Annotated in this window: 13 protein-coding genes and 1 pseudogene; 6 read left to right on the top strand and 8 right to left on the bottom strand. The window is 69.3% G+C overall.

Translation table 11 applies throughout. The features are described from left to right. Window positions 1-24 precede the first annotated feature (24 nt). Window positions 25-879, bottom strand: coding sequence for a TatD family hydrolase (locus ATM97_RS07460; protein ID WP_218717210.1), 855 nt, complete (start codon window positions 877-879; stop codon window positions 25-27). A 78-nt stretch (window positions 880-957) separates the two neighbouring features. On the opposite strand from ATM97_RS07460, the gene metG reads away from it, so the two are divergent. Continuing rightward, window positions 958-2,526 carry a methionine--tRNA ligase gene (gene metG / locus ATM97_RS07455; RefSeq protein ID WP_218717209.1) on the top strand — a complete coding sequence of 523 codons (1,569 nt, stop codon included), beginning with the start codon at window positions 958-960 and terminating at the stop codon, window positions 2,524-2,526. A gap of 44 nt (window positions 2,527-2,570) precedes the next feature. Here the strand turns inward: metG and ATM97_RS07450 are convergent, their stop codons facing one another. Next, window positions 2,571-3,323, bottom strand: coding sequence for an isocitrate lyase/phosphoenolpyruvate mutase family protein (locus ATM97_RS07450; protein ID WP_218717208.1), 753 nt, complete (start codon window positions 3,321-3,323; stop codon window positions 2,571-2,573). Window positions 3,324-3,368: 45 nt separating this feature from the next. After that, window positions 3,369-3,854, bottom strand: a complete 486-nt coding sequence (gene soxR / locus ATM97_RS07445; protein ID WP_218717207.1) for a redox-sensitive transcriptional activator SoxR — start codon at window positions 3,852-3,854, stop codon at window positions 3,369-3,371. Window positions 3,855-3,987: 133 nt separating this feature from the next. Here soxR and arcA point away from each other — a divergent pair, with 133 nt between their 5' ends. Beyond that, a complete protein-coding gene (arcA, locus tag ATM97_RS07440; RefSeq protein WP_218717206.1) occupies window positions 3,988-5,229 on the top strand; it encodes an arginine deiminase in 1,242 nt (413 codons plus the stop codon). 6 nt (window positions 5,230-5,235) lie between these two features. Next, the gene (locus ATM97_RS07435) at window positions 5,236-5,595 is read left to right on the top strand and encodes a GntR family transcriptional regulator (RefSeq protein ID WP_218717205.1); all 360 of its coding nucleotides are present in this window, start codon (window positions 5,236-5,238) and stop codon (window positions 5,593-5,595) included. Window positions 5,596-5,604: 9 nt separating this feature from the next. On the opposite strand, the gene ATM97_RS07430 is transcribed toward ATM97_RS07435, so the two are convergent. Then, window positions 5,605-7,209, bottom strand: coding sequence for a dolichyl-phosphate-mannose--protein mannosyltransferase (locus ATM97_RS07430; RefSeq protein ID WP_218717204.1), 1,605 nt, complete (start codon window positions 7,207-7,209; stop codon window positions 5,605-5,607). A gap of 117 nt (window positions 7,210-7,326) precedes the next feature. Here ATM97_RS07430 and rsmI point away from each other — a divergent pair, with 117 nt between their 5' ends. Then, window positions 7,327-8,166, top strand: a complete 840-nt coding sequence (gene rsmI, locus ATM97_RS07425) for a 16S rRNA (cytidine(1402)-2'-O)-methyltransferase (protein WP_218717233.1) — start codon at window positions 7,327-7,329, stop codon at window positions 8,164-8,166. Window positions 8,167-8,396: 230 nt separating this feature from the next. Here rsmI and ATM97_RS07420 read toward each other — a convergent pair whose 3' ends face one another. Continuing rightward, on the bottom strand, window positions 8,397-9,524 hold the full coding sequence (locus ATM97_RS07420; RefSeq protein ID WP_218717203.1) for a glycosyltransferase: 1,128 nt from the start codon (window positions 9,522-9,524) through the stop codon (window positions 8,397-8,399). Window positions 9,525-9,684: 160 nt separating this feature from the next. On the opposite strand from ATM97_RS07420, the gene ATM97_RS07415 reads away from it, so the two are divergent. Next, the gene (locus ATM97_RS07415) at window positions 9,685-9,987 is read left to right on the top strand and encodes a hypothetical protein (protein WP_218717202.1); all 303 of its coding nucleotides are present in this window, start codon (window positions 9,685-9,687) and stop codon (window positions 9,985-9,987) included. Window positions 9,988-10,169: 182 nt separating this feature from the next. Beyond that, the gene (locus ATM97_RS07410; protein ID WP_218717201.1) at window positions 10,170-10,850 is read left to right on the top strand and encodes a hypothetical protein; all 681 of its coding nucleotides are present in this window, start codon (window positions 10,170-10,172) and stop codon (window positions 10,848-10,850) included. Window positions 10,851-10,875: 25 nt separating this feature from the next. On the opposite strand, the gene ATM97_RS07405 is transcribed toward ATM97_RS07410, so the two are convergent. The 3 genes and pseudogenes from ATM97_RS07405 to ATM97_RS07395 all read right to left on the bottom strand — a co-directional run. Continuing rightward, a complete protein-coding gene (locus ATM97_RS07405; protein ID WP_218717200.1) occupies window positions 10,876-11,874 on the bottom strand; it encodes a GAF domain-containing protein in 999 nt (332 codons plus the stop codon). Window positions 11,875-11,876: 2 nt separating this feature from the next. After that, entirely contained in the window at window positions 11,877-13,694 is a 1,818-nt protein-coding gene (locus ATM97_RS07400; protein WP_218717232.1) for a bifunctional diguanylate cyclase/phosphodiesterase, read from the bottom strand. A gap of 68 nt (window positions 13,695-13,762) precedes the next feature. Continuing rightward, window positions 13,763-14,506, bottom strand: a pseudogene (locus ATM97_RS07395) (hypothetical protein); the annotation flags it as partial.

The following is a 14,506-nucleotide window of genomic DNA, read 5'->3' as shown; positions in this document are numbered from 1 at the left end:
CCCTTCCGGCCGGACGAAACGGACTCAGCGGATCCGGTAGAGCCTGCGCGCGTTCGCGGTGGTGATCTCCGCCAGTTCGTCCGGGTCCTGCTCGCGTACCTCGGCCAGTGCGCGCACCGTATAGGGCAGGCAGTACGACTCGTTCGGCGCACCGCGATACGGGTGCGGCGTCAGGTACGGCGCGTCGGTCTCGACCAGGATCTGATCGTCGGGCACCAGCTGGGCCGCCTCGCGCAGCTCGTGCGCGTTCTTGAAACTGACCGTGCCGGAGAAGCTGAGCACATACCCCTCGGCCACGCACGCCTGCGCCATGGTGGCGTCGGAGGAGAAGCAGTGGAAGATCACGGTGTCCGGAGCACCCTCGTCGAGCAGCACCGTGAGCAGGTCGTGGTCGGCCTCGCGATTGTGGATCATCAGCGGCTTGCGGACGCGCTTGGCCAGATCGATGTGCCAGCGGAACCCCTCGATCTGGGTCTCGATGTCGGCGCACCCGTCGAGCTTGCCGGGCCAGTAGTAGTCCAGGCCGGTCTCACCGATCGCGACCACCCGCGGGTCGGTGGCCAGGGACCCGAGCTCGGCCTTGGCCTTGTCGTCGAGGGCGTTGGCCCTGGTCGGATGCAGCGCGACCGCGGCGTAGACGCGCGGGTCCCACTGCGCGGCCCGCACGGCCCACTGCGCGGCGGCGAGATCGTCGGCCACCGTCACCACGTGCCCGACACCGACCGAGGCCGCGCGATCCACGATCGCCGTGGTCGAGGCGGCATCGGTCGCGCCACACGCGTCGAGGTGGGTGTGCGCGTCGATCAGGGGCGCGAGCGGCGGCGGAAGGGGCGGAGCCGGACGATTCTGGTTTGCCACGCGGATTACAGTAGTTCGCATCATGAGCGAGCGAAGCGAGCGGACGAGCACAGCCGCATCTGCGGTCAGGACTGAGCTGAGCGCCAGCGAGGCTCAGTCGTGAGCGCACCCGACGGCGCCGAGGCGCCCGCCTTCTACATCACGACGGCCATCGCGTACCCGAACGGTGCGCCGCATATCGGGCACGCGTACGAGTACATCTCGACCGACGCGCTGGCCCGGTTCAAGCGACTCGACGGCTACGACGTGTTCTTCATGACCGGCACCGACGAGCACGGTCAGAAGATGCAGCAGACCGCGGCCACCGAGGGCATCCCGGTGCAGGAGCTCGCGGCCCGCAACTCCGACGTCTTCGAGGCGATGGACAAGGCGCTCGACATCTCCTTCGACCGCTTCATCCGCACCACCGACGCCGACCACAAGGCCGCCAGCGTCGCGCTCTGGGAGAAGATGCTCGCCAACGGCGACATCTACCTGGGCAACTACTCGGGCTGGTACTCGGTGCGCGACGAGGCCTTCTACACCGAGGAGGAGACCACCCTCCTCGACGACGGGACCCGCGTCTCGACCGAGACCCAGACCCCGGTCACCTGGACCGAGGAGTCGAACTACTTCTTCAAGCTCTCCGAGTACCAGGACAAGTTGCTGGCGCTCTACGAGGAGCGGCCCGAGTTCATCGCGCCCGCGACCCGGCGCAACGAGATCGTGAGCTACGTCAAGGCCGGCCTGAAGGATCTGTCGATCTCGCGGACCACCTTCGACTGGGGCGTCCCCGTGCCCGGCCACCCCGATCACGTGATGTACGTGTGGGTCGACGCGCTCACCAACTACCTCACCGGCGTCGGCTTCCCGCACACCGATTCGGCGGCGTTCCAGAAGTTCTGGCCCGCCAACGTGCACATCATCGGCAAGGACATCACCCGGTTCCACACGGTGTACTGGCCCGCGTTCCTGATGTCGGCCGGGATCGAACTGCCGGACCGCGTCTTCGTGCACGGGTTCCTGTACAACAAGGGCGAGAAGATGTCGAAGTCGACGGGCAATGTCGTCGACCCGCTCGCCCTGGTGTCGACCTACGGCCTGGACCAGGTGCGCTTCTTCCTGCTGCGCGAGATCTCCTACGGCCAGGACGGCAGCTACAGCAACGACGCCATCGCGGGCCGGATCAACGCCGACCTGGCCAACGAGTTCGGCAACCTGGTCCAGCGCAGCCTGACCATGGTCAACAAGAACTGCTACGCCAAGGCGCCGGCTCCGGGCGCGTTCACCGCGGACGACCAGGCGCTGCTCGATCGCGCCAATGCCCTGCTGGAGCGCTGCCGCGCCGATTTCGACGCCCAGCAGATGCACCTCGCGCTGGAGGCCATCTGGCTGACTCTCGGCGAGACCAACCGGTACTTCTCCGCCAATGCCCCGTGGGCGCTGCGCAAGTCGGGTACCGAGGAAGACCTGGCCAGGATGGCCACCGTCCTCTACGTCACCCTCGAGGTGGTCCGGATCGTGGCGATCCTGGTGCAGCCGGTGATGCCGGGTTCGGCCGCCAAGATCCTGGACCTGCTGGCCCAGGACGGCCGCGCCTTCGCCGATATCGCCACGCCGCTGGTACCCGGGATCGACCTGCCCGCCCCGGAACCGGTGTTCCCGCGTTACGTCGAGCCCAAGGAGTAGGACGCCGTGGCGCACGGCCGCTCGCCGTGCGCCACCGGCGTGACTCAGGTCCAGGCGGCCAGCAGCTTGCCCGCTTCCACGCCCAGTGCCGCCTGCAACAGCGGCCCGAAGCTGATCCGGCCGACGCCGAGTCCGGCGAGGTGCTCCTTGGCCGGGGTCCCCGGCTGCGCGATCGCGTTGACCGGCAACGGCAGTTCGGCGGTGAGCCTGCGCTGGACGTCGTCGGCGTGCCAGCCCACCGGATACAGCGAGTCCGCGCCCGCGTCGGCGGCCAGTCGCAGCCGGGCGATCACCCGATCGACCCGGTCGGCCTCGTCCCCGTCCTGACGCAGGAACAGATCGGTGCGCGCGTTCACCACCACGTGCACGCCCGCCGCGTCGGCGGCCGCGCGCAGCCCGCCCACCAGCTCGGCGTGCTCTTCGGGGCTGCGCAGCCGCTTGCCCTCGCTGTGCACGGTGTCCTCGATATTGAGCCCGACCGCGCCGGCCGCGAGCAGTCCCTCGATGAGCCGCGCGGGCTCGAGCCCGTAGCCCGACTCGATGTCGACCGACACCGGCACGTCCACCGCCCCGGTCACCTGAGTGACCCGCGCGAGCAGTTCGTCGTAGGTCATTCCTTCGCCGTCACTGCGCCCGACCGAATCGGCGACCGGGTGACTACCCAGCGTCAGCCCCGAAAAACCGGCGGCCACAGCGACATTCGCCGACCAGGCGTCCCACACGGTCGGCAGCACCACCGGATTTCCGGGCTGGTGCAGTTCGAGCAGAGTCTTGGCTTTCGCGTCCAGAGAGGTCATACCCGCGATGATGCCGCACCGCGGGCGCGCGCGCCGCGGACCCGGCTAGACGCAGCCGGAGCGCGGCGGGCAGTTCAGCTGAACGTCGAGCACACGCGCGCCCGGCCCCTCCGCGCCGAGCCGGTCGTGCTCGTTGACGAGCTTGCACGAGCCCAGTGACAGGCAGCCGCAGCCGATACAGCCGGTGAGGTTGTCGCGCAGGCGGGTGAGCTGGGTGATGCGATCGTCGAGATCCTCGCGCCAGGTGGTGGACAGTGTCTCCCAATCGCGGCGGGTGGGGGTGCGCCCTTCGGGGAGCCGGTCCAGCGCCGAGCGAATCTCACTGAGTGGGATGCCGACGCGCTGGGAGATGCGGATGAAGGCCACTCGGCGCAGCGTTTCGCGAGCGTAGCGCCGCTGATTGCCACTGGTTCGACGACTCGATATGAGACCTTCACGTTCGTAGAAGTGCAACGCGGACACTGCAACTCCACTACGATCGGAAAGCTGCCCGGGGGTCAGCTCCTTCGTTTGCCAATCGGCCGTCGTCATCTGCGCTCCTCCCGTTTTCGCCCTCAACAATACTTGAGGTTTTCGTGTCGTGTACGAAAACGGCTGGACTCCGCACCCGCCGGGTCTGCGGGTCTTCCGTGCCGAGGCGCGCTCGGCGGATTACGGTTTCCGCATGGGAACCGCCCCCGACTCGCGCTTGGCCGTCACCTCCGAGGTCGGCACGCTCCGGACGGTGCTGCTGCACCGGCCCGGCGACGAACTGCGCAGGCTCACCCCGAGCAACAACGATCAGCTGCTCTTCGACGGCATCCCGTGGGTGGAACGCGCCCAAGCCGAGCACGATTCCTTCGCCGCCCTGCTCCGCGAACGCGGCGTGGAAGTACTGCTGCTGTCGGACCTGCTCGCCGAGACGCTCGCGGTGAGCGGGGCGGCCAGGATCCAGGGTATCTCCGCCGCCGTCGACGCCCGTCGGCTGGGCCACGGCCTGGCCGATCAGCTCGCGGCCGAGCTGCGCAAGGTCGAGGCCCGCGAGCTCGCCGACATCCTGATGGCGGGCATGACCTTCGACGAGCTGCCGTTCGGCCCCGACACCACCTCGCTGGTGCGCCGGATGCACCACGGCGGCGATTTCGTCATCGATCCGCTGCCCAACCTGCTGTTCACCCGCGACTCCTCGTTCTGGGTCGGCCCGAAGGTGGCGATCACCTCCCTCGCGCTGCCCGCCCGCATCCGCGAGACCTCGATCACCGATCTCGTCTACGCCTTCCACCCCCGCTTCCTCGGCGTGCGCCGCGCCTACGAATCGCACACCGCGCCGATCGAGGGCGGTGACGTGCTGCTGCTGGCGCCGGGGGTGGTCGCGGTCGGCGTCGGCGAGCGGACCACGCCGGCGGGCGCGGAAGCGCTGGCGCGCAGCCTCTTCGACGACGATCTCGCGCACACCGTGCTGGTGGTGCCGATCGCGCAGAACCGCGCCACCATGCACCTGGACACCGTGTGCACGATGGTCGACACCGACGCGGTGGTGATGTACCCGGGTGTGCGGGAAACCTTGCAGGCGTTCACGATCCGCCGCGAGGACGGCTTCTCCGGGCGCGGCGACCTGGACCGGATCAGCATCTCCGGACCCGAACCGTTCCTGCCCGCCGCGGCCGCCGCGATGGGCATCGCGAAGCTGCGGGTGATCGACACCGGCCGCGACGGGCCGACCGCCGAACGCGAGCAGTGGGACGACGGCAACAACACCCTGGCGCTGGCGCCGGGCGTGGTGGTGGCCTACGAACGCAACGAGATGACCAATTCGCGGCTGACCGACGCCGGTGTCGAGGTGCTCACCATCCAGGGTTCGGAGCTGGGCTCCGGCCGTGGCGGTCCGCGCTGCATGTCCTGCCCCCTGGCCCGAGACGAGGTGTGAGCGAGCGTGTTCCACGTCGAGCTGTCCACCGATTCCGCTCAACCGCCCTACGAGCAGTTACGCATGGCGGTGATCGAACAGGTCCGCGCGGGCACGCTCAGCGCGGGCACCAAGATCCCGACCGTGCGCGCGCTGGCCGCCGATCTCGGCATCGCGCCGAACACCGTCGCCCGCGCCTACCGGGAGCTCGAGGCCGACGGCGTCCTCGAAACCCGGGGCCGCCAGGGCTCTTTCATCGCCTCCTCGGGTGACCCCACCCGCGATATCGCCGGTCGCGCGGCCGTGGACTACGTCGCGACCATCCGGCGGCTCGGCCTGCCCGACTCCGACGCGGTCGACTTCGTCCGACGCGCGCTGGACAGCTGACCCACGCCCCTAGCGCCAGCTCGGGAGCCAGAGGTGGTCCTGCCAGCTGGCGGGACTGATCGGCTGGGCGGTGAGAATCGGCCACAACCAGACGAAGTTCGCGATCACCAGGCCCAGGTAGATACTGACGATCAGCAGCCCCAGGGCGTAGCGCTCGTTGACCGGGGCCGGGAGATAGGTGCCGGTGGGACTACGCGGTATCCCGGCGGGCCGGGCCGACCCGAGGATGTCGCCGAGGATCAGCGCGACGCCCATCGCCAGGAACGGCGCGAGCACCACCGCGTAGAAGAAGTACATCTGCCGGTCCAGGGTCAGGAACCACGGCAGCAGGCCCGCACCGTAGCCCACCAGCACCGCCGCGTAGCGCCAGTCCCTGCGCACGACCGAGCGCCACAGCATCCAGCCGAGGGCGGGCAGCGCCAGCCACCACAGCGCCGGCGTGCCGACGGCCATCACGGCCTTGACGCACTGCGCCTCGCCACAGCCGGTCACCGTGCCGTCGGCGTAGTAGTAGAGCATCGGGCGCAGGCCCATCGGCCAGGTCCACGGCTTGGATTCCCACGGATGGTGGTTGCCCGCGGAATTGGTCAGGCTGGAATGGAAGTCGAGGGTCTCGCCCTGGTAGTACCAGAGCGAGCGCAGCGCGTCGGGCAAGAACGCGAACGGGCCGTCGGTGCCGATCTGATTGCCGACCGCGTACCGGTACACCCCGGACTCGCTGGCGAACCAGGCCCAGTACGAGGACAGGTACACCACCAGCGGGATGACGACCAGCGCGTACAGCGCGGGCCCGACATCGCGGACCAGCGTGCCGACCCACGGTCTGCGCACCCCGTACGCGCGCCGGGCACGCACGTCGAAGGCCACGCTGAGCAGGCCGAAGAACATGATGAAGTAGATGCCCGACCACTTGGTGCCGCACGCCAGTCCGAGCAGTACGCCCGCGCCGAAGCGCCACCAGCGCACGCCGAGTCGCGGTCCCCAGTCGGTGATCCCCACCCGGCCCGCCAGATCCGCGCGGGCCAGGCGTTCGCGCACGTCGTCGCGATCGACGATGAGACAGCCGAACGCGGCGGTCACCAGCAGCGCCATGAAGATGTCGAGCATGCCGATGCGGGAGGAGACGAAGGTCAGCCCGTCGGCGATGAGCAGGATGCCGGCGAAGGCGCCGATCAGCGTCGAGCGCGACATGCGCCGCACGATCCGAATCACCAGCAGCACCAGCACGGTGCCCGCCAGCGCCGCGGTGCCGCGCCAGCCCCACGCGTTGTAGCCGAACAGGGCCTCGCTGATCGCGATGAACTGCTTGCCGACCGGCGGGTGCACCACCAGGCCGTAGGCGGGGTTGTCCTCCACGCCGCCGCCGGTGACCATCTGCCAGGCCTGCGGCGCGTAGTGCTTCTCGTCGAAGACGGGCGTGCGCGCGTCGGTCGGATAGTTCAGGTTCGCGAAGCGGGTGATCGCGGCGATCGCGGTGAGGACCAGGGTGACCGCCCAGCCGCGCGCGGTGTCGAGCGGGCCGAAATCGGGGGCGGGTCGCAGCGGAGCCGGACCGACCAGCGCCGAGGCGGGCCGTGACGGTGGCAGCGCACGCGTTTCGGTCACCGGGATCACGCCCCGATCGTAGGCGGTGCGCCCAGCGATGTCCGACCCGACACTTGTCCCCCTCCTCCGACGCGCGAACCGGCGCGACCCGCTCGCCTGACAGAATGACCCAAACTACCGGAGAGGCTGGGCGACACTGTGTTGGTCTTAGCGGCTACACCGATGGGCGACATCGGCGACGCGTCCCAGCGACTGCGCGACGCGCTCGGCTCGGCCGATGTGGTCGCCGCCGAGGACACCCGCCGGACCAAGGCCCTGGCCAAGGCGCTCGGCGTGGAGATCACCGGCCGGGTGGTCAGCTTCTACGACCATGTCGAAACCGCCCGCATCCCCGCCCTGCTCGACGACCTCGCGAGCGGGCTGACCGTGCTGCTGGTGACCGACGCGGGCATGCCGTCGGTCAGCGACCCCGGCTATCGTCTGGTCGCGGCCGCCGTCGAGCGCGATCTGCCGGTCACCTGCCTGCCCGGCCCGTCCGCGGTCACCACCGCGCTCGCGCTGTCCGGGCTGCCGGTCGAACGGTTCTGCTTCGACGGTTTCGCCCCGCGCAAGGGCGGCCAGCGCCGCGAGTGGCTGCGCACCTTGGCCTCCGAACAGCGCGCCTGCGTCTTCTTCGAAGCGCCGCACCGGCTGGCCGACTGCCTGGCCGACGCCGTCACCGTGCTCGGCCCCGACCGGCGCGCGGCCGTCTGCCGCGAACTCACCAAGACCTATGAGGAAGTCGTGCGCGGCACGCTCGGCGAGCTGGCCGCCTGGGCCGTCGAGGGCGCGCGCGGCGAGATCACCGTGGTGCTCGCCGGAGCGCAGCCGGTCTCGGCCGACCCCGCCGACCTGGTCGCCGAGGTGGAGGCCCTGGTCGAGTCCGGGTTGCGGCTCAAGGACGCCTGCGCCGAGGTGTCGGCCGGGCGCGGCGCCTCCAGGAAAGACCTGTACGAAGCGGTTCTGGCCGCCCGCAGCGAGAGCTGAACCACCGCACCGCACGGCGTTCGGGGGTGTCAGCACGCGCGGTTCCACCCTGGTCGGCGGGTGGCGATCACGGCACGGCCCAGCCGACCAGGTGGCATCACGGCACCGCCCTGCTCGCCGAACAGCACCACAGCACAGCCCAGTCGGCCGGGCGGCGATCACGACACAGCCCAGCCGACCAGGTGGCATCACAGCACAGCCCAGCCGACCGGGTGGCCCGCCGGTCCGGGTCAGCGGTCGAGGACGGCGAGCATGCCCGCGACGGCGCGCGGCCAGGTGAACTGTTCGGCGCGGGTGCGGGCGGCCTTGCGGCGGCCCGAGGTCGGCATGGCCAGGACATCGGTGACGGCCTGCGCGAAGGCGCGGGGGCGGTCGGCGGCGATGGCGCCGCATTCGGCGGTGACGATGTCGGCCAGCGCCGAGGAGCGGCTGGCGACGACCGGGGTGCCCGCGGCCAGGGCTTCCAGCGCGGCGAGGCCGAAGGTCTCGTGCGGGCCGGGAGCGAGTGAGACATCCGCTGTGGCAAGCAGTTTCGCGACCATGGACCGGTCGCTGATGAAGCCGGTGAAGTGGACCGACGGCGCGCCGCCGGGCAGCGCGGGCAGGGTGCGGGCGCGGCGTTCGAGCGATTCGCGGCGGGGACCGTCACCGGCGACGACCAATCGCGCGGGCAGCCCGGCCCGATGCAGCGCGCCCACCGCCTCGATACTGCGGTCGACCCGCTTCTCCACCGACAACCGCCCGCAATGCACCAGCAGCGGATACCCGTCGACCCCGAGGTCGGCGCGTAGCCTCCGGTCACGCCGACGCGGGCTGAACAGGTCCAGGTCGACACCCAGCGGCACCAGTTCCACATTGGGCGCGCCGATGCGCTGGAACTCCTCGCGCGCGAAATCCGTCGTGCACACCACCATGTCGTAGTCGTCGGCGGTGCGGCGGTTGGCGACATCGGCGCACCGGCGCGCGGCGGGCCCCGGCAGGAACTGACCGAGCAGCCGGTCGAGCCGCTCGTGCGAGATCATCACGCTCGCCACCCCGCGCCGCCCGGCCCAGCGCCCGAATCCGCGCAGCGTGAGCCGGTCGGAGACCTCGAGCACGTCGGGCCGCAACCCACCGAGCACATCGGCGACCCGACGTGGATCGGCCGCCCGATACCCGCCGGTGCACGGGATAGCCACGGCGGGCAAGGTGATGCGCAATGCCCCGGTCGGCAGCATTTCCTCACTGCGCCGCGCCCCCGGCACGATCAACACCACTTCGTGCCCCGCCGCCACATACCCCTCCCCGAGGTGATGCAGCGCGGTACGCAACCCGCCCGATCGCGGGCCGTAGAAGTTGGCGAGCTGCACGATGCGCACCCTCCCGATCGTTCAGCGACACGGGTGCACTCCGGAACCGGGCCGTGGAACGGTACGTGAACACCGGGGAAAGAGATCGGCACTCGGGCGCCCAGAGGAACTGGACGAATCTTGTAGGGTCGACCGACTGAAAGTTCAGGCTTGTTTGGCCGGAGGGGGATTGCTTGTCGAGATCGGGGCTGCGTGCGCGAAGGCAGGCGAGTACTCCGAGGGTGCGTGGCTGCGGATCGCCGAGCGGATGCGAAAGCTGGCGGGCATCGTCAATCAGTGCGCCGACAACGTCCAGACCACCGACCAGGAATTCAAGAACCGGCTCGAGGTCATGGACTTCTTCGCCACCCTGGCCGCCTACGACCGTTTCCACGAGGAGAACGACCAAGGTCGCAGGCTGGCCATCGAGATTCGCGATATCACCACGGCGCTGCGCAACGCCGACTCGCGGATTGCCAACCATTCAACTTGAGCAATGGCGTATCAGAAGATACAGCGAAGCTGGTGGATCAATACATGCAGGATCGCGGGCTCCAGCAGTCGATAACCAACTACATGAATACGAATGGTACGCAAACAGCACTGGGCTTGGGCACAGACTACTACAAACTAGAAGCGACTCGAACCGGAACCCAGGAACAAAAGTAAGCGAACATGAACCACTCTGCGCATAAGGCGAGAAGTCTGACCATCGCAATCCTTGTGACCGTCGCCATCGCGGCGCCCTCCTGCACCGGCGACAACACGAACGTCACCCCCTCGAATACTTCGACTTCCGCTTCAGTTTCTACAGATAGAGATTTTCCCTACCCACCAATTCAGTTCGACTGGGATACCAGCGCACCGCTGAGCGCAGAAAAACAAGCAGCAGCGAAAGCAGTCATCGAAACAGAAATACTGATCCGAAAATGGATACGCCGCCAGGACCCGGTCACCCCACCTGACATTCTAGCCGCCGTCAGCTATGAGAATCGAAATCATTGGCTGTCCATCACCCCTATCCCTGAAACAGGGGGGAAACTCTACCGCGCAGTGGGGGTGAATGAAATTTCTCCCGCCCGATGGGAGGTCGTTTCCTGCAGGTACGATACACCTGGCGCTTACAGCATCGGCGCCAACGGTCAATTGGAACTGAGCACACCAGCCGAAACATTCATCGCATTCAGATCGACAGTGGCTCTGACGACGGAACCCGACGGCGCCGGCAAGACCTCGGATTCACCGCGATTGCTCGTCGTCGACAACGATCCGATCATGGGTGAGGATGCCCGCCGCTCCTGCGAACCGTTCCGGCCGGACCCCTACATTCAGCAGCCACCCCAGCCGATCAGGTAGGAAGCCCGCCGACGACGGTAACCGGCTACACCGATCCCGGCGAGTCGTCGGACCAGACGCGGAGCAGGCCGTGGCCGGTGGCGGCGGTGGTGATGGTGACCAGTTCGGCGTGGGCGCGGATCCACTCGGACTCGGCGAAGCGGACGCGCAGCGCGAGGCGACGGGAGGTGCCGGGGCGCAGGGCGGCGTCGGCGCAGGCGGCTTGCAGGGCGGCGAGGTCGATCGGGTCGACGGTGGGGCGTTCCACCGCCCAGCGGTCCAGTGGGGGTGGTGGGTCGCCCGCCCACTCGTAGATGAGGGCGGAGGACAGCAGGATCAGGCCGACGCCGACGCCGCTGCGCTGGGAGACCGCGCGCAGCATCGTGATGTCGGGGTCGACCGCCGCGGCGTCGTCGTCGAGTTCGGGGATCGCGTGCATGAGCGCGCTCACCCGGCGCGCGCCGGGGTTGGCCCTGGTGATCATCTGGAACCGGCGAGGACACTCGTCGTCGCCGAGCATGTCGACCTGGCCCTGCCACCGGCCGCCCGGCGCCAGCTCGGTGGCCATCGCGAAGTAGTCGACCCGGCCGTCGAAGCGGACCATCCGGCCGAACGCGTCGGGCGGGGTGCGGATCACCCGCACGTGCTCGGGTGCCCTGGCGAAGACGAGTTCCTCCAGGCCGGGACCGTGATGGGCCAGTTCGGTGATGGCGTCCCAATCCCAGGCCGCGACCCGGCGGCGGGGCCGCACCGGCGCGTCGGCAGGGCCGGTCCAGACCTGCACGCCGTGGATGCCGCCGAACGCGCAGCGCACCGGTTCGGCGAGCACCAGCGTCGCACCGACGACCTCACGGGTGGATTCGCCGCGGTCCCGGCACCGGTCCACCGCCTCGCGCAGCAGCCGGGCGCGGGTCGGGCCGAGCGCGCGCGACCACCGCGACGGCGGGAGCCAGTCGCGCGCGTGCGCGTCCACCGCGACCAGCGTCGGCGCGAGCTCCCCGGCAAGGGTCTCCACCAGCAGCCATCCGCCTGCCGATATCGTCACGATCAGTTCGGTGCCACGCCGCGTCCCGCGCGTGGCAGATCGAGGTCGAGGGGAATGCGCCCTTCCCGCAGTTGCGCTTCGACTTCCTCGGCGGGCATCGGCCGGGCGATGAGGAAGCCCTGCGCGCGGTAGCAGCCGAGCCCGACCAGGGTCCTGGCCGCCATCGGCGTCTCGACACCCTCACCGACCACGCCGAGCCCGAAGGAGCCGGCCAGGCCGATGATCGACTTCACGATCGCCAGGTCGTCGTTGCTGTCGCCGAGGCGCTGCACGAAACCGCGGTCGATCTTCACCGCGTCGACCGGCAGTGCCTTGAGGTGCGAGAGCGAGCTGTAGCCGGTGCCGAAGTCGTCGATGGCGATCTGCACGCCCATCCGCTTGAGTCCGCGCAGGGTGAGCCTGGTGCGCACGAGATCCTGCACGACGACATGCTCGGTGATCTCCAGGCAGACCGAACTGCCGTCGATCCCGAACAGCCGCAGGATGTCCTCGATGCGCTCCACGAAATCGGCGCTCACCAGCTGCACCGGCGACACATTGATCCGGATCACCACATTGGCGGCCAGCCCGCGGCGGCGCCAGTCGGCGAACTGCGAACAGGCCGACCGGATCACCCAGCGGCCGAGCTCACCGGCCAGGTTGGTGGCCTCGGCCACCGAGACGAAGGCGCCGGGCGGCAACAACCCGCGGGTGGGGTGCTGCCAGCGGACCAGCGCTTCCAGGGCCACGATCCGGCCGGTGCGCAGGTCGACCTCGGGCTGGTAGTGCAGCACCAGCGAGCCGTCGGACACCGCGCTGCGCAGGTTGAGCTCGACGTCGTCCTGGAGTTCGAACTGCGCGCGCATGGCGTCGGTGAACACCGCGACGCCGTTGCCGCCGCCGGACTTCGCCGACAGCAGGGCGTGATCGGCGCGGCGCAGCACGTCCGACACCGAGGTCTCCCCCGGAATGCCCAGCGCCACACCGACGCTCACCCCGCGACTGACCGATTCCTGCCCGACCGAGACCCGCCGGCCGATGAGCTGCTGGATCCGGGTGGCCTCCAGTTCGGCGGCGACCGCGTCCATCGGCGCGGCGGGCACGATGACGAACTCGTCGCCGCCGAGCCGGGCGATCATGTCGCCGGGTTCCAGGTTCTGTTTGAGCCGGCGCGCGAGGGTGCGGATGAAGTTGTCGCCCGCGCTGTGGCCGAGGAAGTCGTTGAGCGCCTTGAGCCGGTCCAGGTCGAGGAAGAAGGTGGCGACCGGGCCCGCTTCGCCCGCGCGCAGCCGCTCCTCCATGTATTCGAGCAGGGCGCGGCGGTTGGCCAGCCCGGTCAGATCGTCGTGCAGCGCGATGTAGCGCAGCTTCTCCTCGGCGACCACGCGCGCCTGCAACTGGGCGAACAGCGCGGCGATGGCCTTGAGCACGTTGAGTTCCCGCTTGGACCAGGCCCGGTCGCCCATCTTCACGAAACCGAGCACGCCGGTCGACTCGCCGCGCGAGACCAGCGGCACGCAGGCCATGGCCACCTCGGGAATGCCCGAGGACTTGCGGATCGTCTCCTGGTAGTCGTCGCTGTCGGCGCCGGGCCGCACGATCAGCGGTTCGGTGGCGAACTCGAGGGCACGGAACACCGAATCCGCGTGCTCGAACTCGACCGTGTGCAGCGGGTCGGGATCGGGGACGTCGGGGCGGCGCGGCCATTCGGCGACCAGCACGGTCGCGCGCTTGGCGCGATCGGTGTGGCGCAGATAGCTGACGTCGACGTCGAAATGCTCGACGAGGGAGGCGAGCACCCGCTCGCTCGCCGACACCATGGTCGTGGCGTCGACACCCATCAACTCGGAGGCGACCTGGGTCACCAGTGAGTCGAGCGTTTGCCGAGGCACGTTGTCTCCGATCCGCGCTATCCGTCGTTCCTACCGCCGGGCACCGGCAACCGTCGACTGCGAACGCTCGCAGCCGCGGCGTAGCTCAGACGAAGAACCAATGCCACGTTCTCATCCTCAGGGATCCCCAGCAGGTCCTGGAAAAGCCTCTGAATGTTGGCAAGTGTATCTGTGAACTCGGAAGAAACGATGCGCAAATCCTCGCGCCGGTCGGCATAGAGGAACACCGGGGACACCGGCTGCACCGCCAGCCCCAGTAGTTGCGCCCGTAGCCACACCCTTTCCACTGCGGCACCAGCCCTCGCGTAGTCGGCCAGATCAGGTGTACCCGCTGCTCGCGCGCGGAAACCGATCGCCACCAACGCCGAGCTAGAACGCACCCGATCGACGGTGAATTCGCCCAGCGCGTTGCCCGCCGACCACTCGCGCAGCCGATCCATCACATCAGTGCGCCTGCCGACCTGGAGTTTGGCCAGTTCGTCGGGCGCCGGGTCGAGGGTGCGCACGTCGATACCGGTGCGGACATCCTCTCCCGGCCAGCGCAATTCGCCGTAGAGTTGCGCGTGCAGCTGCGGGGTCAGGTAGCGGACCCGGTCGCTGGCGCCGAGCAGCGCCGCGGCCTCGGCCAGCGCCTCGATCCCGGTGACCGCGTGCACGGTCGCGCCCTCGGCCGCGGCGGCGGTGCTCAGCGCGGGCAGCACGGTGCCGGGCAGCGGCGCGACGTCGCCGAGCCGGCGATTGGTGTGCCTGGCCAGCGCGAG

The sequence above is a fragment of the Nocardia sp. MH4 genome (assembly GCF_019266065.1).
GTDB lineage: Bacteria > Actinomycetota > Actinomycetes > Mycobacteriales > Mycobacteriaceae > Nocardia > Nocardia canadensis.
Note: the sequence above shows the minus strand (reverse complement) of the source record. Positions and strands in the feature narration are given on the sequence as shown.